We start from the raw sequence: 21265 nt of genomic DNA, 5'->3' as shown, positions 1-21265 counted from the left end.
ACCGAAGCCGCCCGAGCGGCGACGGGTCCGGGGCGCGCGGCGCCTAGCGCGCCGGCTTCTCGGCCCAGCGTTCGCGGGCCATCAGCGCCGCCTCGGTCCGGTTGCGGACCTGGAGCTTTTGCAGGATCGTGGTCATGTAGTGCTTGACCGTCTTCTCCTGCAGGTCCAGCGCGCGGCCGACCTCCTTGTTCGACAGGCCCTTGGCGACAAGGCGCAGGATGTCCTCCTCGCGCTTGGTCAGGCTGTCGACGGGATGCGCCTCGCGCTCGGACCCGCTGCGCATGGCGTTGAGGATGCGCATGGCGAGGCTGGGCGAGACATAGCTTTGCCCCGCCGCCAGATCCTTGACGATCCGCACCAGGTCGGGCCCGGCCACACCCTTGAGCACGTAGCCCATGGCCCCGGCCTTGAGCGCGCGCAGCACGTCGTCGTCGTTTTCCGACACCGTGAGCATGGCGACCTTGGGCGCGTTTTCCATTTCGCGGATCGCGGCGAGCGCGGCCATGCCGCCGCCCTCGGGCATCGACAGGTCCAGCAGGACCACGTCGGGGCGCAGCGCGGCCACCTGTTCGGCGGCCTCGCGCGCGTTGGTGGCCTGGCCGATGACGCGACAGGCGGGGTCTTCTTCCAGCGTGCGGGCCAGGCCGTCTCGGTAGATCGGGTGGTCATCGGCGACCAGGATGCGGATCGGGTCAGTCATGGCTCTCTTCCAGGTCCAGGATCATGGTCAGTTCGGCGCCCGGCCCGTCGCCGCGGGGCATCAGGACGACGGTGCCGCCCAGCGATTCCACCCGGTCGCGCAGCCCGGCCAGGCCGAGCCCGCCATCGGGGTCGGGCTGGGCCTGGCCCGGGCCGGGGCCACGGTCGCGCACCGCGAGGTGCAGCGTGCCGCCCGCGCTATGCGCCTCGAGCGATTGGTCGGCCCCGCCGCCGTGGCGCCAGCCGTTGGTCAGCCCTTCCTGCGCCACGCGGTAAAGGCAGATGCGCGCCGCCTCGGACAGGGGCAGGTCATCGGCCAGCCGGCAGTCGAGCGCGACCGGCGCGCCGGTGCGGGCGCTGTGCGCCTCGGCCACGCCCGACAGGATCTCGCAAGGCGTGCGGCGCTCGATGTCGGGCAGGGCCAGCCCGCGCGAGATCTGCCGCAGCTCGCGGATCGAATCCGCGATGGCGGTCGAGACGGCGTCGAAATCGGCGCGCGCCGCGTCGTCCGGCGCGTGGCGGCGCAGCCCGTCGAGCCGCAGCGCCGCGTAGCCCATGTATTGCGCCGGCCCGTCGTGCAGGTCGGCGCCGACGCCGCGCAGGGTTGCCTCGTTCAGCGCGGCGGCACGGGCGGCGGCCTGGCTGACCCGGCGGCGCAGCCCGGCGTTGCGGTCGGACAGCGCCCGCAGCGCCGCGTTCTGGCGCGTCAGCTCGCCCTGCTGGGCGACGATGGTCCGGCTGCCCTGCAGCACGATGAGGTACAGCGCGCCGCCGATCACCGTCAGCACGCCGATCACCGTCAGCCAGCTGAGCAGCCGCACGGTCCGCAGATCGCCATGCAGCACCTCGGCGATCTCGTAGAACTCGGCCACGCCGATGATCTCGCCCGACCAGGCCTCGCGGATGGGCGAATAGACCTCGAGCAGGGGCACGCCAAGCGCGGCCTCGCCGCTGTCCTCTTCGTCGTGCAGGTCCTCGAAGGTGGCGATGACCTCGCCCGCAAGGGCGGCGCGCAGCTCGTCCGTCATGCCGAAATCGCGGCCGATGAGCTCGGGATCGCTTGCGGCGACCAGCACGCCATCGGCGTTGCGCAGCTTGTAGGACACCACGCGGTCCGACAGGGGCGGGGCGCCCAGCACCTCGGTCAGGGCCTGGCGCGCGCCGGGCGACAGGCGGTTGTCCTCGGCCAGCTCCTGCCCCAGCGGGGCGATCACGCTGTCCATGTAGAGCGCGGCGGCATCGGCATTGTTGCGCACCACGGTGGCCTCGATCCGGTGATCGACGAAGCTGCCGATCAGCGCCGCCGAGACGATCATCACCACGCCGCAAGCGATGGCAAAGCGGGTCGCGAGGGTCAGGTCTGTCCAGTGTCTTGGGGTCACGCCGCTTTGGTCCCGGTCTTCAATCAGCTCACCCTAGCCGCGCGCGCGGCGCTGGCAATGGACTTTGGTCGGGCGGCTGACACGCGATGTGCCGCGGGGACCCGGGTTGGGCAACGGGCCCACGCGGCGGACCGGCCCCCGGGGAGGGGCCGGTCGGGCCTCAGAACAAAAAGTCGCTGTCGTCCACCTGGCCGAGGGTCCAGTCGGACACGTCGATCAGGTCGCCGCCGCCCAGGTCGATCGCCACATGGTCGACCGAGACCTGGGTCAGCGTGAGCGCCGCCGCGCCGCCGACATGGCCGAAGGCCGACAGGTCGATCACGTCGATGCCGTCTTCGAAATCGACGATCCGGTCGGTCACGCCATCGGCCGAGAAGACAAAGACATCCGCCCCGAGGCCGCCATCGTAGCGGTCCTCGCCCGCGCCGCCGTCCAGCGTGTCGTCGCCCAGCTGCCCGTCCACGCGGTCATCGCCGTCGCCGCCCAGCACGGTGTCGTTGCCATCGCCACCGCGCACCCGGTCGTTGCCCGCGTCGCCCATCACCAGGTCATCGCCCTCGTCGCCGCGCACGAGGTCGTCCCCGTCGCCGCCCGAGACGGTGTCGGCGCCGTGGTTGCCGCGCACGGTGTCGTGGCCCGCGTCGCCGTAGACCATGTCGTTGCCCCAGTCGCCGCGCACCAGGTCGTTGCCGTCGCCCCCGTGCACCACGTCATCGCCCGACCCGCCGCGCACCCGGTCATCGCCGGCCCCGCCCGAGACGTCATCCGCGCCCTGGTCGCCGCGCACCCGGTCGTTGCCTTCGTCGCCGGTGACCGTGTCGTCACCCTCGCGCCCGCGCAGGGTGTCGTCGCCAAGGCCGCCCGAGATGATGTCGCTCAACGCCGTGCCGTCGATGTCGTCTGCACCGTCGGTGCCGTCCAGCACGATTGGATCGGTGCTGCCCGGCTCGCCCGAGCCCAGCTCTCCGGCCTCGAGCCCGCTCAGCCGTTCGGTCAGCTCGGGCGTGGCGGGGGATTGGTAGATCGTGTCGTTGGCGGCGTTCTTGATCTCGTAGAACCCGTCGTGGATCGATTCCTTGCGGCCGTCGTCATAATAGATGTCGATATGGGTGCCGAGGATCTGCACCTCGATCACCAGCGCGTCCAGCGGCTGCACCTCGGCCAGCCAGTCGGTCGCCAGGGTGGTCAGCCGGGCGATGTCCGCCTCGGTCGCCGTGCGCCGTTCGGTCCGGTCGCCCTCGGTGTCGCGCGCTTCGTACACGCCGGCCGTGATCTCTTCGCGCGAACCATCCTGGTATTTCACCTGGATATTCGCGCCGTTCACTTCGATCTTCTCGATGTCCATTGTCCCGCTCCGTGATGTCTGGGTGCGGGCATCCTGCGGCGGCGGGGCGGGCGGCACATCCTGCGGTGGTCCATGGGCTTGCGCGCAAGGGTCCGGCCCCGGGCCGGACCAAGGTCCGATCCGCGCCGGGCCGAGGGCCGGGGCGGGCTGGCGTCAGGCGACCTCGATCCAGGTGGTCATGCCCGTGGCCGCATGGGCCAGCATGTGGCAATGCAGCAGCCACTTTCCGGGATTGTCGGCGACCAGCACGATCTCGAGCGGCTCGCGCGGGATCGACAGGATCGTGTCGCGCAGCGGGCCAAGGCTGCCATCCGCCCGGACCTGCCGGAAATGCATGCCGTGCAGGTGCATGGCATGGGGAAAGGCGGTCTGGTTGACCAGGCCCAGGCGCAGGACCTCGCCGCGATCCAGCCGCGCAAAGGGCGTGTCGGACAGCCCGGCCTGGCCCGAAAGCGCCCAGAACTGGCCCCGGTCGATCAGCCCCCGGAAGTCGAGCGTTTCGCCCTGGTAGGTGGCCTGCTCGAGCCCCGCCATGGCGCCGCCTTCCATCACCATCTCGAGCCGGCGCGCCCCGGCCAGATCGGGCCGGGCGGTGTTCGGATTGGCGGGCAACGGCGCGGGCGCGGTGCCGCGCGGGGCACGGCCGGCGGTGACCTCCATCTCGACCAGCGCATTCCAGCTGTCATCGTTCATCCCCATGAGCAGCCCGGCCGCCGCGCCGGGCGTCGCCGTCACGTCGACGATGAGGTCGACGCGCTGGGCGGGGGCCAGAGTGATCGCGCCGTCTGCCGCCTCGGGCACCTCCAGCGGCATCCCGTCCAGCGCCACGGTCCAGCCGGTCATGCCCTGAAGCCGCAACGAGAAGATGCGGGCATTGGCGGCGTTGATCAGCCTCAGGCGCAGACGCGCGCCCGTGGGGGCGGTCAGGGCGTGATCGTAGCGCCCGTTGACACCGACCAGGTTGCCGGTGCGGCCGCCATGGCTCATCATCATCGGCTGGGCGAAGGGCGCGGCAAAGGCGCCGGTGTCCGGATCAAGCAGCCAGTCGTCCAGCATCAGCACCTCGTCGCCGTCCACCTCCGGCGGCATCGTTTCGTCGACGATCAGCACACCCGAGAGGCCGCGCCCCACCTGCTCCATCGAGTTGCGGTGCGCGTGGTACCAGAAGGTGCCGGCGTCGGGCACGGCAAAGTCGTAGACGAAGGTGCCGCCGGGTGGCACCGGGTCCTGCGTCAGGCCCGAGACGCCGTCCATGGCGTTGTCGATGCGGATGCCGTGCCAATGGATCGACGTCGGCTCGTCCAGGTCGTTGACCAGTTGCCGCTGCACGCGCGCGCCTTGCGGGACGCGGATCAAGGGGCCCGGGATCGTGCCGTCATAGGACCAGACCTCGGTGTCCGGGTAGCCTTCGGGCGCAAGCTGGACGCGGGCCTTGCGCGCGACCAGCGGTGCGGGCGCGGCCAGGGACGGCCCGAGGCCGAGCCCGGCGAGGGCCGTCACGCCGCCCAGTCCGGCGCAGAAGGTCCTGCGGATGATCTTCATGGCAGACCTCCTGGTTGATTTGCCTGGCATGTCAATGGTCGCACATCCGGCCCGCCTTGGGCAATCGCGACGAGAGGCGGCCCGGGGTCCGGGCCCCGCTGCCGGCGCCGGGGGGCGTCAAAGCGCCTCTTGACCAGCGCGCCCCAGATGGCACAAACCCGCCACCGACCCGGACCAACCGGGCAGGAGGGACGTGGATGGCGGACAGGAACACCCCGGGCGCGGAGGCGGAGCGCGAGAAATCCAAGCGCGTGGGCGCGCTGAAGGCGCTATTTCCCTATATCCGTCCCTATGGCGCGCTGGCCGGTGCGGCCGTGGTCGCGCTGGTGCTGACCGCCTCGATCTCGCTGGTCATGCCCATGGCCGTGCGCCGCGTCATCGACAATTTCGGCACCGAGGACGGCGCGCTGCTAGACCGCTACTTCGGGGCGGCGCTGGCCTTCGCATTGCTGCTCGCCCTCGGTACGGCGGTGCGCTACGCGCTGGTCACGCGGCTGGGCGAACGGGTCGTGACCGACATCCGCAAGGCGGTCTTTGCCCGCGTGTTGGCCCTGTCGCCCAGCTTTTACGAAAAGATCATGACCGGCGAGGTGCTGAGCCGCATCACCACCGACACCACGCTGATCCTGTCGGTCATCGGCTCGTCCATTTCCATCGCCCTGCGCAACGCGCTGATCCTGCTGGGGGGCATCGTGCTGATGCTCTTCACCTCGGCCAAGCTGACCGGCCTCGTGCTGCTGATCGTGCCCGTCGTCATTGTGCCGATCCTGACGCTGGGCCGCCGCCTGCGGGTACTGAGCCGCGAGAACCAGGACTGGATCGCCGCCTCGTCCGGCACCGCGTCGGAAACGCTGCTGGCGGTACAGACCGTGCAGGCCTTCACCCACGAAGACCTCAGCCGCGCCGGGTTCGACGACGTGACCGAGAAAAGCTTTGTCGCCGCGCGCAAGCGGATCACCACGCGGGCGGTGATGACCGCCATCGTGATCTTCCTGGTGTTCTCGGGCGTGGTCGGCGTTCTGTGGATCGGCGCGCGGGACGTGCGGGCCGGGGACATGTCGCCCGGCGCGCTGGTGCAATTCGTGATCTACGCGGTGATGACCGCCGGGTCCGTCGCGGCGCTTTCGGAAATCTGGGGCGAGCTGCAGCGCGCCGCCGGCGCGACCGAGCGTCTGGTCGAGCTGCTGACCGCCACCGACACCGTGACCGATGCGGCGGCGCCCGTCGCCCTGCCGATGCCCGCCAGGGGGCGGATCGGCTTCGAGGGCGTGCGCTTTGCCTACCCGACGCGGCCCGAGGTCTCGGCCCTCGACGGGGTCGACCTGGTGATCGAGCCGGGCGAAACGGTGGCCCTTGTCGGCCCTTCGGGCGCGGGCAAGACCACCATCGTGCAGCTGATCCAGCGGTTCTATGATCCGGCCGAGGGGCGCGTCACGCTGGACGGCATCGACCTGCGCGACATGGCGCGGGACGACTTCCGCAAGGCGATTGCATTGGTGCCGCAGGATCCGGTGATCTTTGCCGCCTCGGCCGCCGACAACATCCGGTTCGGCCGGCCGGGGGCCAGCGACGACGAGGTGCGCGCCGCCGCGCAGGCCGCGGCCGCCGACGGGTTCATCGCCGCGCTGCCCGAGGGCTACGACAGCTGGCTGGGCGAGCGGGGCGTGATGCTGTCGGGCGGGCAAAAGCAGCGCATCGCCATCGCCCGCGCCATCCTGCGCGACGCGCCGGTGCTGCTGCTGGACGAGGCGACAAGTGCGCTTGACGCCGAAAGCGAGCGGCTGGTGCAGGCGGCGGTCGACCGCGTCTCGGCCGACCGGACCACCGTCATCGTGGCGCACCGGCTGGCCACGGTGAAAAAGGCCGACCGCATCGTGGTGATGGAGAACGGCCGCATCGTCGCGCAGGGAACCCACGACGCGCTGGTGGCCGAAGGCGGGCTTTACGCGCGCCTTGCCCGGCTGCAGTTCACCGATGGGCTGGTGGAGACCTGACGGGCACCGCGCCGAAAAAATAACCGATAATCTCGAATTTCCGGGAACTTTCTGCGCTGCGGCACGTTTGCCTTGCAGCGAGAAATTCGTCCGCGCACCCTGCGGATCATCCAATGGAGGTTCGTTATCAAGGACTTTGTCGACCAGAAGCCCGCCCTGCCTTACACGAAATTGGCCGTTCTCGGCGCTGGATCATGGGGCACTGCCCTGGCCAGCGTTCTTGCCCGAAACGGCCGCGAGGTCAGCCTCTGGGCGCGTCGCGCCGAGCTGGCCGAGGCGATCAACGCCACCGGCCGCAACGAGGCCTACCTGCCCGGGATCGACCTGCCCACCGGCATCACCGCCACCGCCGATCTCGATGCCGCGCTGGACGGGATCGACGCGCTGCTGATCGTCACGCCGTCCTCGTCGCTGCGCCAGATGTGCCGCGCCATCGCCGGCAAGCTGCCCGAGGGCATCCCCATCGCGCTGGCCTGCAAGGGCGTCGAACGCGGCACCGGGTACCTCTTGTCCGAGGTCGTCTCGGAGGAGCTGCCCGGCCACCCGGTCGGCGCCGTGTCCGGCCCGACCTTTGCCGCCGAAACCGCGCTGGAGCATCCGACTGCCGCCACCGTGGCCTTTCCCTTCGCCTACCAGGACCGGCTCGACCCCTACCAGAGCCCGGCCGTGCGGCTGGCCGTGTCGCTCAGCGGCGGGGGCTTTCGCCCCTATGTCAGCGACGACCTCGTTGGCGTCGAGGTGGGCGGCGCGGTCAAGAACGTCATCGCCATCGCCTGCGGGATGATGTCGGGCGCGGGCTTTGCCGAGAACACCCGCGCCGCGCTCATCACCCGCGGCATCGACGAGATGAAGCAGTTGGCCGAGGCGCTGGGCGGCCGGCGCGAGACGGTGACCGGCCTGTCGGGCGCGGGCGACCTGACGCTGACCTGTTCGTCCACCACCTCGCGCAACATGTCGCTGGGCACCCAGCTGGGGCAGGGCATCCCGCGCGCCATGTGCTTTGATGCGCAGCCCGTGGTGGTCGAGGGCGAGGTGAACGCCGTTTCCGTCATCGACCTGGCGCGGCGCATCAACGTGCCCATGCCGATCTGCGAGACGGTGAATGCCGTGCTGCACACCGGCGCCGACCTTGCCGGCAGCTTCAACGCGCTCTGGTCCCGGCCGATCGAGGCGGAGCCGCGCGCGCTCGACCTCAGCTTTTCCCACCCGGCCCCCGGCCTCAGCCTGCAATTCGGAGACAGCAAATGAACGTCCACGCCACCCCGCGCCCCGACATCTCGGCCCGCCGCATGGTGCTGGCGACCGACCTCGACGGCACCTTCCTGGGCGGCAGCGACGGCGACCGCGCCCGCCTTTACGGTTGGATCGAGGACAACCGCGACACCGTGGGCCTGATCTTTGTCACCGGGCGCGATCCGGAGTTCATCATGCAGATGTGCCGCAAGCAGGGCCTGCCCTGGCCCGAATACGTGGTCGGCGACGTGGGCACGACCATCGCCGAGGTGACGCCCGAGGGTGATATCGCCCCGATCGAGCCGCTGGAACAGGACATCGCCGCGCGCTGGCAGGACCAGGGCGACGTGGTGCGCGCGGCGCTCGACGGCCATTCCGGCCTCTCGCTGCAACCCACCGCCTTTCGCTACCGCGTCAGCTATGACCTGCACCCCGCCGATTTCGACCATTCCGCCAAGGACAAGGTCGAGGAGCTGGGCCTGGACTGGCTGATCTCGGACAACCGCTATTTCGACGTACTGCCCAAGGGCGTCTCCAAGGGCCCGTCGATCCGCCGGCTGGTCGATCATCTCGGCATCGAGGCGCGCCGCGTGCTCTGTGCCGGCGACACGATGAACGACCTGTCGATGCTGGCCTGCGGCTTGCCCGCGGTCGCCGTCGGCAATTCCGAACCCGCCCTGGTCGAGGCGCTGGGCGAAGCGCCCCACCTGCACCACGCAGGCGGCCATGGCGCGGCCGGCATCCTCGAGGCGATCGCCGCCTTCGACCTGCACGACAGCCCGAAAGGAGCCTGACATGTCTTCCAACCTCGTCATCGTCTACCACCGCCAGCCCTACGAAGAGGTGGAGGTCGACGGAAAGATCGAATACCGCGAGAACAAGAGCCCCAACGGCATCGTCCCGACGCTGAAAAGCTTTTTCGGCCGGTTCGAGAAGGGCGCCTGGGTGGCCTGGAAAGAGGCCGAGGACCCCAGCAACCCCGATTTCGAGCGGGTGATCGAGATCGACGATCAATACGGCACCTACAGCGTGTCGCGCCTGCCGCTGACCCGCGAACAGGTCAGCAGCTTTTACCATGTCTCGTCCAAGGAGGCGTTCTGGCCGATCCTGCACGGCTTCAAGGAGCGCTACAATTACGACCCCGTCGACTGGCCGACCTTCCGCGAGGTGAACTGGGCCTTTGCCGAAGCCGCCGCCGCCGAGGCGGCCGAGGGCGCGGTGGTCTGGGTGCATGACTACAACCTGTGGCTCGTGCCCGGCTATTTGCGCAAGCTGCGACCGGATGTGAAGATCAGCTTCTACCACCACACGCCCTTTCCCTCGGCCGACATCTTCAACGTGCTGCCCTGGCGCAAGGAGATCCTGGAAAGCCTGCTGGCCTGCGACGTCGTCGGCTTCCACATCCCGCGCTACGTCAACAATTTCGTCCATGCCGCGCGCTCGCTGCTCGAGGTGGACGTGCTGAAGCGCGAGAAGGTCAAGCCCGAGTTGTCCTCGCAGACCTCGGCCCTGTCCGAACAAAGCGTGCCCACCCGGCTCACCTACGGCGGCCACGAGATCACGTTGCAGGCCTCGCCGGTGGGCGTCGATGTCGAGTATATCGAACGCCTCGCCGGGACCGAGGAAACTGCCGTCAAGCTGGCGGAGGTCCGGAAGGAGCTGGGCGAGGCGCAGCTGATCCTGTCGGTCGGGCGCACCGACTACACCAAGGGCGGGATCGAACAGCTGCAAAGCTACGAGCGCCTGCTCGACAGCCGCCCCGACCTGCGCGGCAAGGTGCGGCTGATGCATGTGTCGGTGGCGGCCAACCGCAACATGGTGGCCTACGAGGAAATCCAGAACGACCTCGAACAGCTGGCCGGGCGCATCAACGGCCGCTTCGGCAGCTTCGAATGGCAGCCCGTGGCGCTGATTTCGCAGCCGGTGCCGTTCCGCGACCTGATCGCCTATTACCAGGCGGCCGACGTGGCCTGGATCACGCCGCTGGCCGACGGGATGAACCTGGTGTGCAAGGAATATTGCGCCGCCCGCACCGATGGCGACGGCGTGCTGGTGCTGTCCGAATTCGCCGGCGCCGCGGTCGAGCTGAGCTCGGCCGTGCTCACGAACCCCTTCTCGCACCGGGCGATGGACAGCGCGATCTCGGCCGCGCTGGTCATGTCCGAGGAAGACCGCCGCGCCCGCATGGAAGAGATGCGCAGGGTCGTGTCCAAGCATGACATCCGCTTCTGGGCCGAGGACCAGATCCAGGCCTTCGGCGCCAAGGACCTGCCGGTGTCGCTGGTCTCGCCGGCGGCCTGAAGCCTCCGGGTCAGCGGGCCGGGGCCTTCTGGGCCTCGGCCTCCCAGGCCTCCAGCGTCGATTGCGCCTTGGGCAGGCCGGGCACGGCGCGCACGGCCATCCGCAGCAGGAACCGCGCATCATGGACCTGGCCGGCCTTGTGCAGCCGCAGCGCCATGTCGCGCAGCCGCCGCGCCTCTTCCTTGCCGATGACGACAAGGCCAGGGCGGGCAAAGACCGCCTGCATCCCCTCGAGCAGCGCCGCCTCGATCTGCGCTTCTCCGGCGCTGCGGGGCGTGTCGTCCGGCGCGGGAAAGGGATTGCCCGTCCGGCCCAGGAACCTCTCGGCAAAGCGACGGTTCGAGGCGTCGAACCGGGCGTGGAACTCGGCCTGCCCGGGGCTGGTCAGCGGGCCGCTGTCCAGAGCGTCGGCCTCGGCGATCCGGGCCATCAGGCGGTGGCGCGTGTCGTTGTAGCGATCCTTGACATATTGCGGCTGGGCGATGTTCAGCGCCCGGGCGATGACCGACTTCAGCCGGCCAAAGCTGGTGTTGGCGGTCGTCACCTTCCACGACAGTTTGGCCGCGTCCACATCGCGGCCGAGCTGCGCCAGGAAATCGCGGCGGATGTCGCCGCCTTCGAAATGCGCCGTGCCGTAGAGCCGCGGGCGCAGCGCGTCCTCTCCAAAGACCTCGGCCCATTTGCCGAACATCAGCTCGTAATTGTAGTAATGGTCCCGCTCGTCGTTGTGACGCTGGAACCCGTCGATCGGCCCGGTCGACACCCCGACCCAGAGCGCCGTGGAATAAAGCGACCGCCGCACCTCGGATTGCTCGCGGAAATAGCACAGCACCACGATGTCCTCGACCAGCGGCGCAAGGAAGGCTCTGAGCGCCCGGATCTCCTCGACCGTCTCCAGCCGGCTGTGAAAATGCTCGGACGTCAGCACCAACGTGTCATGGGTCTTGGCAAGCGCCTGCACCTCGGCGGTGAACTCGGCCCGGAAGGTGGCAAAGAACGCCTCCGCCTTGCCGGGCTCAAGCAGCCCGAGCCGGCGAAAGAAATCGTCCGGCTCCTGCATCACGCTGGCCGCCAGCCGACGGTTGTTCGGCGCCGCCGCGCTCGAGGTCAACGCGATCCCCTGCGCCGACAGCGCCTTACGGTTGTCGTAAAGCCAGTCCTGCAACAGGGTGGTCCCGGTCTTCTCGGTCCCGATGTGAAGAATGCATTTCATGACGACACTCTGCCCGGCAAATCCCCTGTTCGTCCGACCATCACAGCGCCGCCGCCCAAGGGCAAGGCCCCCTGTCACCGCAGGTGCCGATCCCGCTTCATCTTGCCGGAAATATCCCGCGAAGCCCTAGCGGCGGAGCCCCACGACCTTTTGTCTCGCGCCTGGGGCCCCTCCTTATCCTTGTGCCGAGCCCGCGGCCCGCGGGCTGGCCCCTTACTCCCGCAATCTCCGCCGCGCGTCCGGGCCCGAGCAAGGCACCCGATCCCCCTTCATCTTGCCGATAAACTCCGGGGGAGTCCGCCCACCGGGCGGACGGGGGCAGCGCCCCCGTGCTGTCAGTGCCGCTTGTGATCGGCCGGGTAGACACCAAGAATCCGCAGTTCCTTGGTGAAATAGGCCAGCTCTTCCAGCGCGCGGGCCACGGCCGGGTCCTCGGGGTGCCCCTCGATATCGGCATAGAACTGCGTCGCGGTGAAACTGCCGTCGACCATGTAGCTTTCCAGCTTGGTCATGTTGACGCCGTTGGTCGCGAAACCGCCCATCGCCTTGTAGAGCGCGGCCGGAATGTTGCGCACCTGGAAGACGAAGGTGGTCATCATGTCGTCGCTGCGCCGGCCCAGGTCGGCCTCGGGCGACATGACGAGGAATCGCGTGGTGTTGTGCCCGTGGTCCTCGATGTCGCGGGCCAGGATGTTGAGCCCGTAGATCTCGGCCGCCAGTTCGCTCGCCATCACGGCCACGTCCCGCTCGCCGCTGGCGGCCAGGTCGGCCGCCGCGCCGGCGCTGTCGACCGAGCTTTCCGGCGCGATCCCGTGTTTCACCAGGAACGACTTGGCCTGCGGCAGCAGCACCATGTGCGCGCGCGCCACGCGGACATTCTCGAGCCGTACGCCCGGGTTCGCCATCATGCTGATGCGCACGCGGGTGAAGACCTCATCGACGATATGCAGCCCGCTTTCGGGCAGCAGCCGGTGGATGTCGGCCACCCGGCCATAGGTCGAGTTCTCGACCGGCAGCATGGCCAGCGTGGCCTCGCCCGACTTGACCGCGTCGATCACATCTTCGAAGGTCCGGCAGGGCAGGGCCTCCATCTCGGGGCGGGCGGCGTGGCAGGCCTCGTGGCTGTAGGCGCCGGGTTCGCCCTGAAAAGCGATGCGATGGGTCATGGCGGGTGGTCCTTGTCCGTCGGTCGGCGCCCGAAGGCCCCTGTCGTTTGGTCGCGGCATGTACACCTTGCGTTGGGGCAGGGGAAGCATATACATACCGCCCGACGAAACCTGCAGCGAATGGGCAAGCCATGTTCGACACGATGACTCTGACCAAGGCCGGCGGTGCCGTGTGCGGCGCCCTCCTGGTGTACCTGCTGGCCAACTGGACGGCTGAATCGATCTACCACGTCGGTCCCGTGGGCCACGGCGACGAAGAACACGCCATGGGCTACATGATTGAAACCGACGGCGAAACCGGCGGCGGCGAAGTGGAAGAAGGTCCCGATTTCGCGACCCTTCTGGCCTCGGCTGATGCTGGCGCGGGCGAGCGCGTCTTCAACAAGTGCAAGGCCTGCCACCAGGTCGAGCCCGGCGCCAACGGTACCGGCCCGACGCTGTACAACGTGGTCGGCCGCGCGGTCGACAGCGTCCAAGGCTACGGCTATTCGGGCGCGCTGGAAGCGGTCGCCGACGTCTGGTCGCCGGACAACCTGAACCATTTCCTCGAGAACCCCAAGGGCTTTGCGCCGGGCACCAAGATGGGCTTTGCCGGTCTGAAGAAGGCCGAGGACCGCGCCGACCTGATCGCCTACCTGGAGACGCTGGGCGGCTGATCCAGCCTGTCTTGCGCAGAATTGCAAAGCCGTCGCACCCGGTGCGGCGGCTTTTTTGTCCGAACACGGTGCTTTCACCTTTCGTTCACGGTTTCTCAACTTGAATAGCCTTTGACTCGAAACTTAAGTTGTTTGCACCAGATCCATCCACAGGACTGAGGAAAGAGGCTGACATGCGTGCACGACCGATTGCGACGACACGGACCCGGGACTTTCGCAGGATGGTGGCGCTGACCGGCGGGGCAGTGCTGGTCGCGCTGGGCGCCTGGGCCGGCGCCGCCCGCGCGCAGGACGAGGTGATCCGCTCCCACGGCGTGTCGATCTTCGGAGAGCTGAAATACGGGCCCGAGTTCCAGCATTTCGACTATGTGAACCCCGAGGCGCCCAAGGGCGGCACCATGTCGACCTGGGCCTTCGGGACGTTCGATTCGCTCTCGCCCTACATCCTCAAGGGCAATGCGGCGGCGCTGTCCTCTGTGTTCTTCGAATCCATGATGACCGGCACCCTCGACGAGCCGGATTCGATGTACGGCCTGCTGGCCGAAAGCATCGAATATCCCGAAAGCCGCGAATGGGTGATCTTCCACATGCGTCCCGAGGCGCGGTTCAGCGACGGCACCCCGGTCACCGCCGCCGACGCGGTCTTTTCCTACAACGTGCTGCTGGAAAAGGGCGCCCCGGTCTACAAGGTGATCCTGAAGGATTTCGAAAGCGTCGAGGCGCTGGACGAACACACGGTCAAATACACCTTCAAGCCCGAGGGCGCGCTGAAAGAACTCTTGATGACCGCCGCCGGCCTGCCGGTCTTCTCCGAGGCGTATTACAGCGAGGTCGATTTCGCCGAGGCGACGCTCGAGCCGCCCGTGGGCTCGGGCGAATACGCGCTGCTCTCGGTCGATCCCGGCCGGTCCGTCAGCTACCAGCGGCGCGAGGATTACTGGGGCAAGGATCTGCCCGTGAACATCGGCCAGAACAATTTCGACGTGCTGAAGGTCGAATATTTCGCCGATTACACCACCGCCTTCGAGGCGTTCAAGGGCGGCGCCTATGCCTTCCGCGAGGAATTCCAGTCCAAGCTCTGGGGCACGGCCTACAACTTTCCCGCCATCGAGGACGGCACAATCAAGGTCGAAACCCTGCCCGATGGCCGCCCCGCCGGCACGCAGGGGTTCTGGTTCAACCTGCGCCGCGAGAAATTCCAGGACCCGCGCGTCCGCGAGGCGATCGGGCTGGCCTACAATTTTGAATGGGCGAATGAATCGCTGTTCTACGGCCTTTATGACCGCACCGACAGCTTCTGGGAGAACTCGCCGACCCTGCAGGCCAGCGGCATGCCGACCGAGGCCGAACTGGCCCTGCTCGAGCCGCTGCGCGAACACCTGCCCGAGACGGTGTTCACCGAAGAGGCCTTCGTGCCGCCCGTACAGGCCGCCGACACCGTGGCCGACCGCCGCAGCCTGCGCCAGGCCGGCCGCCTGCTGGACGAGGCCGGCTGGACCGTCGGCGACGACGGGCTGCGCCGCAACGCGGCCGGCGAGGTGCTCGAGGTGCAGTTCCTCAACGACTCGCCCAGCTTTGACCGGATCGTGAACCCGTTCGTCGAGAACCTCGGCCGGCTCGGCATCCGCGCCGACGCCACCCGGGTCGACGCGGCCGAGAGCCAGGAACGCGAGAAGACCTTCGACTACGACATCGTGACCCAGCGCTACTCCATGTCCCAGACCCCCGGCGACGAGTTGCGGCAGATCTTCGGATCCGACACGGCGAGCGTCGAAGGCTCGGCAAATACCGCCGGCCTCAGCAACCCGGCCATCGACGCGCTGATCCAGCATATCATCGACGCCGACAGCCGCGAAGAGCTGACGACCGCCGTCCACGCGCTCGACCGGAGCCTGCGCGCCATGCACATCTGGGTGCCGCAATGGTACAAGGGCGTGCACAACATCGCCTATCTCGACATGTTCGACCGGCCCTACACCGACAACCCGCCGCCCAAGGGGCTTGGCGAGATGTCGCTGTGGTGGGTGAACCCGGAAAAGGAGCAGGCGCTCCGCGACGCGGGCGCACTGTAAGCCCATGGGCGCCTATATCCTGAGAAGGCTCTTGCTGATCATCCCCACGCTGATCGGTATCATGGTGATCAACTTCACGCTGGTGCAATTCGTGCCCGGCGGCCCGATCGAACAGATCCTGGCCCAGGTCGATGGCGGCGGCGATGTCTTCGAAGGCATCGCCGGTGGCGGTGGCGGGGCCGAGAGCGGCGGCGGGGCCGGCACCGGCTCGCAGGATTACGCCGGCGGGCGCGGCTTGCCGCCCGAGTTCATCGCCGATCTCGAGCGGCAGTTCGGGTTCGACAAGCCGCCGTTGGAGCGGTTCCTGAACATGATGTGGAATTACATGCGGCTCGACTTCGGCGAGAGCTATTTCCGGTCGAAAGGCGTGATCGAGCTGGTGATCGAAAAGATGCCGGTGTCTATCTCGCTCGGCCTCTGGTCGACGCTGATCGCCTATGCCGTGTCGATCCCGCTGGGTATCCGCAAGGCCGTGAACGACGGGTCGAGTTTCGACACCTGGACCAGCGGCGTCATCATCGTGGCCTACGCGATCCCCGGCTTTCTCTTCGCGATCCTGCTGCTGGTGCTGTTCGCGGGCGGGTCCTATTGGCAGATCTTCCCGCTGCGCGGTCTGACCTCGGAAAACTGGGACCAGCTGGGCTTCTTCGCCAAGATCGCGGATTACTTCTGGCACATCGCCCTGCCGGTCATCGCCTCGACCATTTCGGCCTTTGCCACGTTGACGCTGCTGACCAAGAACTCCTTCCTCGACGAGATCAAGAAGCACTACGTCATGACCGCCCGCGCCAAGGGCCTGACCGAAAGCCGCGTGCTGTATGGCCACATCTTCCGCAACGCCATGCTGATCGTGATCGCGGGCTTTCCGGCGGTGTTCATCGGTGTCTTCTTCTCGGGCAGCCTGATCATCGAGACGATCTTTTCGCTCGACGGCCTCGGGCGCCTCGGGTTCGAGGCGGCGGTGGCGCGCGACTACCCGGTGATCTTCGGCACGCTCTTCATCTTCGGCCTGATCGGGCTGGTGGTCGGCATCCTGTCGGACCTCATGTATGTCTTCGTCGATCCCCGCATCGACTTCGAGCGGCGGGAGGGCTGAGCCATGACCGACGCTCCGCAGCCGCTGCACATCCCCGAGGTCCCAAAGGGCCGCCTGTCGCCGCTGAACCGGCGCCGGTGGAACAATTTCAAGCGCAACCGCCGCGCCTTCTGGTCGCTCATCATCTTCGGGGTGATCTTCACGATCACCCTGTTTGCCGAGTTCATCGCCAACGAAAAACCGATCCTGGTGAAGTATCGCGGCGAGTACTACACGCCGATCTTCACCTTCTACCCCGAGACGGCCTTTGGCGGCGACTTCCGGACCGAAGCGCCCTACCGCGACATCGAGGTGCAATGCCTGATCGAATCCGGCGGCCTCGACATCTGTTTCGACGACCCCGAGGGCGTGATCCTCGACGCGCAGGACGGCGTGGTCGAGGGTGAGGCGATCGAGAAGGGCTGGACCCTCTGGCCGCTCATTCCCTACAGCTTCAACACCCCCGTCGACCGCCCCGGCGCGGCGCCACTGCCGCCCAACGGCCAGAACTGGCTGGGCACCGACGACACCAAGCGTGACGTGGTCGCGCGGGTGATCTACGGCTTCCGCCTGTCGATCTTTTTCACGCTGATCGTCACCGTGGTCTCGTCGGTCATCGGCATCATCGCCGGCGCGCTTCAGGGCTTTTTCGGCGGGCTATTGGACCTCATCTTCCAGCGCGTGATCGAGATCTGGTCGTCCACCCCGTCGATCTACGTCATCATCATCCTCTTCGCGATCCTGGGCCGAAGCTTCTGGCTGCTGGTGTTCCTGACGATCCTCTTCAGCTGGACGGCGCTCGTGGGCGTCGTGCGGGCGGAATTCCTGCGCGCGCGCAACCTCGAATACGTCCGCGCCGCCCGGGCCCTGGGCGTGTCGAACTGGACCATCATGTTCCGCCACATGCTGCCCAATGCCATGGTCGCGACGGTGACCATGCTGCCCTTCATCGTGACCGGCACGATCTCGACCCTCGCGGGGCTCGATTTCCTGGGCTTCGGCCTGCCGTCCTCGGCGCCGTCGCTGGGTGAGCTGACGTTGCAGGCCAAGCAGAACCTGCAGGCGCCCTGGCTCGGCTTCACCGCCTTCTTCACCTTCGCGATCATGCTGTCGCTGCTGGTGTTCATCTTTGAGGGCGTGCGCGACGCCTTCGACCCGAGGAAGACCTTTTCATGAGCCTCTTGACCGTCAAGAACCTGACCGTCAGCTTCCGGCAGGACGGCCAGACGGTGCGGGCCGTCAAGGGCGTGAGCTTTGCGCTCGAGCGCGGCGAGACGGTCGCGCTGGTCGGCGAAAGCGGGTCGGGCAAGTCGGTGACCGCGCTGTCCACCGTGCAACTGCTGGGCGACAGCGCCATGGTCGAGGGGTCGGTCACCTATGACGGGCAAGAGATGGTCGGCGCCGATGGCAAGCTCTTGCGTAAGGTGCGGGGCAACGACATCTCCTTCATCTTCCAGGAGCCGATGACCTCGCTCAACCCGCTGCACACGCTGGAAAAGCAGCTGGGCGAAAGCCTCGCGCTGCACCAGGGGATCACCGGCGATGCCGCCCGGGCGCGCATCCTCGAGCTGCTGACGCGGGTCGGCATCCGCGATCCGGAAACGCGGCTCAGCGCTTATCCGCACCAGCTCTCGGGCGGGCAGCGCCAGCGTGTCATGATCGCCATGGCGCTTGCCAACAAGCCCGACATCCTGATCGCGGACGAGCCGACCACAGCGCTTGACGTGACGATCCAGGCGCAGATCCTCGAGCTGCTGGCCGAGCTGAAGGCGGACGAGGGGATGGGGATGCTCTTCATCACCCATGACCTGGGCATCGTGCGCCGCATCGCCGACCGGGTCTGCGTGATGAAGGACGGCGAGATCGTCGAGGCCGGGCCGACGGCGCAGATCTTCGACGCGCCGCAGCACCCCTATACACAGATGCTGCTGGCGGCCGAGGCGACAGGCACCCCCGACCCGGTGCCCGAGGACGCCGGGGTCGTGGCCGAGGCCGAGCACCTCAAGATCTGGTTCCCGATCCACAAGGGGCTGATGAAACGGACGGTTGGCCATGTGAAGGCCGTGAACGACGCCAGCTTTTCCGTCCGCGCGGGCGAGACCATCGGCATCGTCGGCGAAAGCGGGTCGGGCAAGACCACCGTGGCGCTGGCGCTGATGCGGCTGATCGCCTCCGAAGGCGGCATCCGCTTCATGGGCGAGGACATGCGCGCCTGGTCCACCAAGCGGCTGCGCAAGCTGCGCGCCGAGATGCAGATCGTCTTCCAGGACCCTTTCGGCTCGCTCTCGCCCCGCATGACCTGCGAGCAGATCATTTCCGAGGGGCTGGGCGTGCACGGCAATCCCGGCGGCCGCCCGGTGCGTCAGCTGGTGGCCGAGGTCATGGCCGAGGTCGGGCTCGACCCGATGGCGATGGACCGCTACCCGCATGAATTTTCGGGCGGGCAGCGCCAGCGCATCGCCATCGCCCGCGCCATGATCCTGCGCCCGCGCCTGGTGGTGCTGGACGAGCCGACATCGGCGCTCGACATGACGGTGCAGGTGCAGATCGTGAAGCTGCTGCGGGACCTGCAGCGGAAATACGGACTGGCCTACCTGTTCATCAGCCACGACCTCAAGGTCGTGCGGGCGATGTCGCACAAGGTGCTGGTGATGAAGCAGGGCGACGTGGTGGAATACGGCGACGCCGAGGACCTCTTTGAGCGGCCGCAAACCGACTATGCGCGCAGCCTGCTGGCCGCGGCGCTCAATCCCACCGGCAACGGCTGAGGCCGGCCGGACAGGGGGCCAGCCCCCGTCGCCTGCGGCGACTCCCCCGGAGTTTATCGGCAAGGTGAAAGGGATCAGGGCGCGCCCGTCTCCAGCGCAATTGGATAAATGACAAACTCAACCGAGATTCCTGTATTGGAGTCAAGCCGTTGAGGAATGGGCGATATCCATTCTGTCCAAAGCCGACATGCACGACAAAGCCGCTGCCTTTGTGCGGGTTGAAAGACTCATCTGGCCCGGTGGTCCGATGGCGTCACGAACGGTCCACCGCCTGTTCAAAAAACAGTGACTGGCAAGATGGCGGGCGCTTCTATGGCGCGTGGTGCATCCGTTGTCCAAGTAGGTTGAGGCCGCTGTCCGTCATCGCGGGTCGATACCCATCCGAAGGTGACGACCATTGACGTGGTGTAGCTTTCGGTGGCCATCGGGCGTCTCGGTCGGGTCGGGTTGCAGAACCAAGCTGAACCGAGGGACGCCCCGGAGGACCAAACCCACGATTGACCTGCGTGCGCTGGCAAAGCAGGGCGCCGATGCCGGCTTGCTTCGCGAGATGATCGGCTTTTCTGCCGAGCGGCGGGCCGTCGCAGAAGTTCCAGTCTGAGTTCGGAACGCCCGAGTTCTGGCGGGAGTACGCGGGCATCCTGTCGCAGAAAGATGCGCCGCGAAAGGTCATAGCCCGCAACTTCGGGGCGCTGATCGACAGCTACAGGAATTCGCCCAGGTATCGAGATCTGAAACCCCGAACCGGGCTCGACTATGACAAGCATCTCGATTTCTTCCGCGAGATCATGGGAGAGACCAATCCCGCCAAAATGCAGCGCAAGGACGTGATCCGGCTGCGCGATGCAAATTCCGAAAAAGCTTACTTCGCGAACTACTCGCTGCGGGTGCTCCGGGTCCTGATGGAGCACTGCGTTGACCTGGGTTGGCGGGAGACCAATCCCGTTCGCGGTGTTCCCGAGCTGAAGACCGTCCAGAAAGACCGCGAGCCGTGGCCGCAGGAGCCTCTGGACGTCTATCGGGACACATGCCCTCTCGGCACACGAGAGCGGCTTGTCATGGATCTCTGCGTTGGCACGGGGCAGAGGATCGGTGACGTGCTCGAGATGCGCTGGTCCGACATCGAGAATGGCGGCTTCGTCGTTCGGCAGAACAAGACCGGCAAAGAGCTCTGGGTGCCGATCCTGCCCGAGCTCCAGATTGCGCTGGACGCGGCCAAGCGGAACTCGGTCTTCATCCTGACGAATGAGCGGGGGACTAATCGCTGGTCCTATCGTGGCGCCTCGGCGGCCGTCAGGAACGTCATGGAGCGCATTGGGGGCTCGATTACGAAATTCACAGTTGACGCTACAACGCGGCCTGTGAGCTCGTGGAGGCGGCCTGTAGCGACGACCTGGTTGCCTCGGTAACGGGGCAGAGCCCGGCGATGGTGCTGCACTACACCAAGAAGGTCCGGCAGAAGGTCAGGGCGCTTCAGGCGCAGCAGCAGCGCACCAAGCGCAAGCCGCAGGCCTGAGTCCGCCAGTCGGCTGTACGGCCCCATGCGGGCCGTCTCAGCGCGTGAGGTGCCGCAACAATCCTTCCCCTATTCTAAGCAATCTTGGGCCTGCCACATGTGGTCGGCTCAGGGCGTTCGCGATGCGCGTTAGAGCGCCGAAATGCGAACAGAACAAAAACAGAATGTTTGGACGAATGTTTAGACGCGCGAGGCCACGTTCGTTGAGAGTCTGCTAAGTCATTGAGTAACCGGCCGGTTGCTACCGCGGTGATTTGGCCTTGATGCGGGCGACGAGATCTGTGTCATCGACGAAGTCGTCGA

The 21265-nt window shown here is 67.3% G+C and carries 16 protein-coding genes; 10 read left to right on the top strand and 6 right to left on the bottom strand.

Going from position 1 to position 21265, the window contains the following annotated elements; genetic code table 11:
• Nucleotides 1-43: 43 nt before the first annotated feature.
• From MF270_RS20655 to MF270_RS20640, 4 genes are all read right to left on the bottom strand, one after another.
• Entirely contained in the window at nt 44-700 is a 657-nt protein-coding gene (locus MF270_RS20655) for a response regulator (RefSeq protein WP_238367686.1), read from the bottom strand.
• On the bottom strand, nt 693-2081 hold the full coding sequence (locus tag MF270_RS20650; protein ID WP_238367685.1) for a sensor histidine kinase: 1389 nt from the start codon (nt 2079-2081) through the stop codon (nt 693-695). Before MF270_RS20650 ends, MF270_RS20655 begins: the two co-directional genes overlap by 8 nt.
• Before the next feature lie 160 nt (nt 2082-2241).
• A complete protein-coding gene (locus MF270_RS20645; protein ID WP_238367684.1) occupies nt 2242-3426 on the bottom strand; it encodes a calcium-binding protein in 1185 nt (394 codons plus the stop codon).
• A 153-nt stretch (nt 3427-3579) separates the two neighbouring features.
• On the bottom strand, nt 3580-4968 hold the full coding sequence (locus MF270_RS20640) for a multicopper oxidase family protein (RefSeq protein WP_238367683.1): 1389 nt from the start codon (nt 4966-4968) through the stop codon (nt 3580-3582).
• A gap of 197 nt (nt 4969-5165) precedes the next feature.
• On the opposite strand from MF270_RS20640, the gene MF270_RS20635 reads away from it, so the two are divergent.
• The 4 genes from MF270_RS20635 (at nt 5166) to ggpS (ending at nt 10496) form a co-directional block, all read left to right on the top strand.
• Entirely contained in the window at nt 5166-6962 is a 1797-nt protein-coding gene (locus MF270_RS20635; protein ID WP_238367682.1) for an ABC transporter transmembrane domain-containing protein, read from the top strand.
• 171 nt (nt 6963-7133) lie between these two features.
• On the top strand, nt 7134-8210 hold the full coding sequence (locus tag MF270_RS20630) for an NAD(P)H-dependent glycerol-3-phosphate dehydrogenase (RefSeq protein ID WP_238367681.1): 1077 nt from the start codon (nt 7134-7136) through the stop codon (nt 8208-8210).
• A complete protein-coding gene (locus MF270_RS20625) occupies nt 8207-8989 on the top strand; it encodes an HAD-IIB family hydrolase (protein ID WP_238367680.1) in 783 nt (260 codons plus the stop codon). Before MF270_RS20630 ends, MF270_RS20625 begins: the two co-directional genes overlap by 4 nt.
• A gap of 1 nt (nt 8990) precedes the next feature.
• A complete protein-coding gene (gene ggpS, locus MF270_RS20620) occupies nt 8991-10496 on the top strand; it encodes a glucosylglycerol-phosphate synthase (protein ID WP_238367679.1) in 1506 nt (501 codons plus the stop codon).
• 10 nt (nt 10497-10506) lie between these two features.
• Here ggpS and MF270_RS20615 read toward each other — a convergent pair whose 3' ends face one another.
• Together MF270_RS20615 and MF270_RS20610 are read right to left on the bottom strand one after the other, a co-directional pair.
• Nucleotides 10507-11709 carry a hypothetical protein gene (locus MF270_RS20615; protein WP_238367678.1) on the bottom strand — a complete coding sequence of 401 codons (1203 nt, stop codon included), beginning with the start codon at nt 11707-11709 and terminating at the stop codon, nt 10507-10509.
• Between the two features lie 335 nt (nt 11710-12044).
• The gene (locus MF270_RS20610) at nt 12045-12875 is read right to left on the bottom strand and encodes a prephenate dehydratase (RefSeq protein ID WP_238367677.1); all 831 of its coding nucleotides are present in this window, start codon (nt 12873-12875) and stop codon (nt 12045-12047) included.
• 131 nt (nt 12876-13006) lie between these two features.
• Here MF270_RS20610 and MF270_RS20605 point away from each other — a divergent pair, with 131 nt between their 5' ends.
• From MF270_RS20605 to MF270_RS20580, 6 genes are all read left to right on the top strand, one after another.
• On the top strand, nt 13007-13531 hold the full coding sequence (locus tag MF270_RS20605; protein WP_238367676.1) for a c-type cytochrome: 525 nt from the start codon (nt 13007-13009) through the stop codon (nt 13529-13531).
• Between the two features lie 173 nt (nt 13532-13704).
• Nucleotides 13705-15603, top strand: a complete 1899-nt coding sequence (locus tag MF270_RS20600; protein ID WP_238367675.1) for an extracellular solute-binding protein — start codon at nt 13705-13707, stop codon at nt 15601-15603.
• Nucleotides 15604-15607: 4 nt separating this feature from the next.
• On the top strand, nt 15608-16699 hold the full coding sequence (locus MF270_RS20595; protein WP_238367674.1) for a microcin C ABC transporter permease YejB: 1092 nt from the start codon (nt 15608-15610) through the stop codon (nt 16697-16699).
• Nucleotides 16700-16702: 3 nt separating this feature from the next.
• Nucleotides 16703-17854, top strand: coding sequence for an ABC transporter permease (locus tag MF270_RS20590; RefSeq protein WP_238367673.1), 1152 nt, complete (start codon nt 16703-16705; stop codon nt 17852-17854).
• Nucleotides 17851-19446: an ABC transporter ATP-binding protein gene (locus tag MF270_RS20585; RefSeq protein WP_238367672.1), complete on the top strand. Its 1596-nt coding sequence runs from the start codon at nt 17851-17853 to the stop codon at nt 19444-19446. The genes MF270_RS20590 and MF270_RS20585 overlap by 4 nt, the downstream gene beginning before the upstream one ends.
• 788 nt (nt 19447-20234) lie before the next feature.
• The gene (locus tag MF270_RS20580; protein WP_238367671.1) at nt 20235-20855 is read left to right on the top strand and encodes a tyrosine-type recombinase/integrase; all 621 of its coding nucleotides are present in this window, start codon (nt 20235-20237) and stop codon (nt 20853-20855) included.
• Nucleotides 20856-21265: the final 410 nt, after the last annotated feature.

Source organism: Mesobacterium pallidum (assembly GCF_019966535.1).
GTDB lineage: Bacteria > Pseudomonadota > Alphaproteobacteria > Rhodobacterales > Rhodobacteraceae > Mesobacterium > Mesobacterium pallidum.
The sequence above is the reverse complement of the archived record's forward strand: the minus strand, read 5'-3'. Positions and strand labels throughout refer to the sequence as shown.

Excerpts from the sequence above, each read along its gene's own strand:
- MF270_RS20640 (WP_238367683.1), bottom strand. The coding sequence starts at position 4,968 with ATGAAGATCATCCGCAGGACCTTCTGCGCCGGACTGGGCGGCGTGACG.
- MF270_RS20580 (WP_238367671.1), top strand. The coding sequence starts at position 20,235 with ATGGGAGAGACCAATCCCGCCAAAATGCAGCGCAAGGACGTGATCCGG.
- MF270_RS20585 (WP_238367672.1), top strand. The coding sequence starts at position 17,851 with ATGAGCCTCTTGACCGTCAAGAACCTGACCGTCAGCTTCCGGCAGGAC.
- MF270_RS20635 (WP_238367682.1), top strand. The coding sequence starts at position 5,166 with ATGGCGGACAGGAACACCCCGGGCGCGGAGGCGGAGCGCGAGAAATCC.
- MF270_RS20645 (WP_238367684.1), bottom strand. The coding sequence starts at position 3,426 with ATGGACATCGAGAAGATCGAAGTGAACGGCGCGAATATCCAGGTGAAA.
- MF270_RS20595 (WP_238367674.1), top strand. The coding sequence starts at position 15,608 with ATGGGCGCCTATATCCTGAGAAGGCTCTTGCTGATCATCCCCACGCTG.
- MF270_RS20590 (WP_238367673.1), top strand. The coding sequence starts at position 16,703 with ATGACCGACGCTCCGCAGCCGCTGCACATCCCCGAGGTCCCAAAGGGC.
- ggpS (WP_238367679.1), top strand. The coding sequence starts at position 8,991 with ATGTCTTCCAACCTCGTCATCGTCTACCACCGCCAGCCCTACGAAGAG.
- MF270_RS20600 (WP_238367675.1), top strand. The coding sequence starts at position 13,705 with ATGCGTGCACGACCGATTGCGACGACACGGACCCGGGACTTTCGCAGG.
- MF270_RS20605 (WP_238367676.1), top strand. The coding sequence starts at position 13,007 with ATGTTCGACACGATGACTCTGACCAAGGCCGGCGGTGCCGTGTGCGGC.
- MF270_RS20655 (WP_238367686.1), bottom strand. The coding sequence starts at position 700 with ATGACTGACCCGATCCGCATCCTGGTCGCCGATGACCACCCGATCTAC.
- MF270_RS20625 (WP_238367680.1), top strand. The coding sequence starts at position 8,207 with ATGAACGTCCACGCCACCCCGCGCCCCGACATCTCGGCCCGCCGCATG.
- MF270_RS20615 (WP_238367678.1), bottom strand. The coding sequence starts at position 11,709 with ATGAAATGCATTCTTCACATCGGGACCGAGAAGACCGGGACCACCCTG.
- MF270_RS20610 (WP_238367677.1), bottom strand. The coding sequence starts at position 12,875 with ATGACCCATCGCATCGCTTTTCAGGGCGAACCCGGCGCCTACAGCCAC.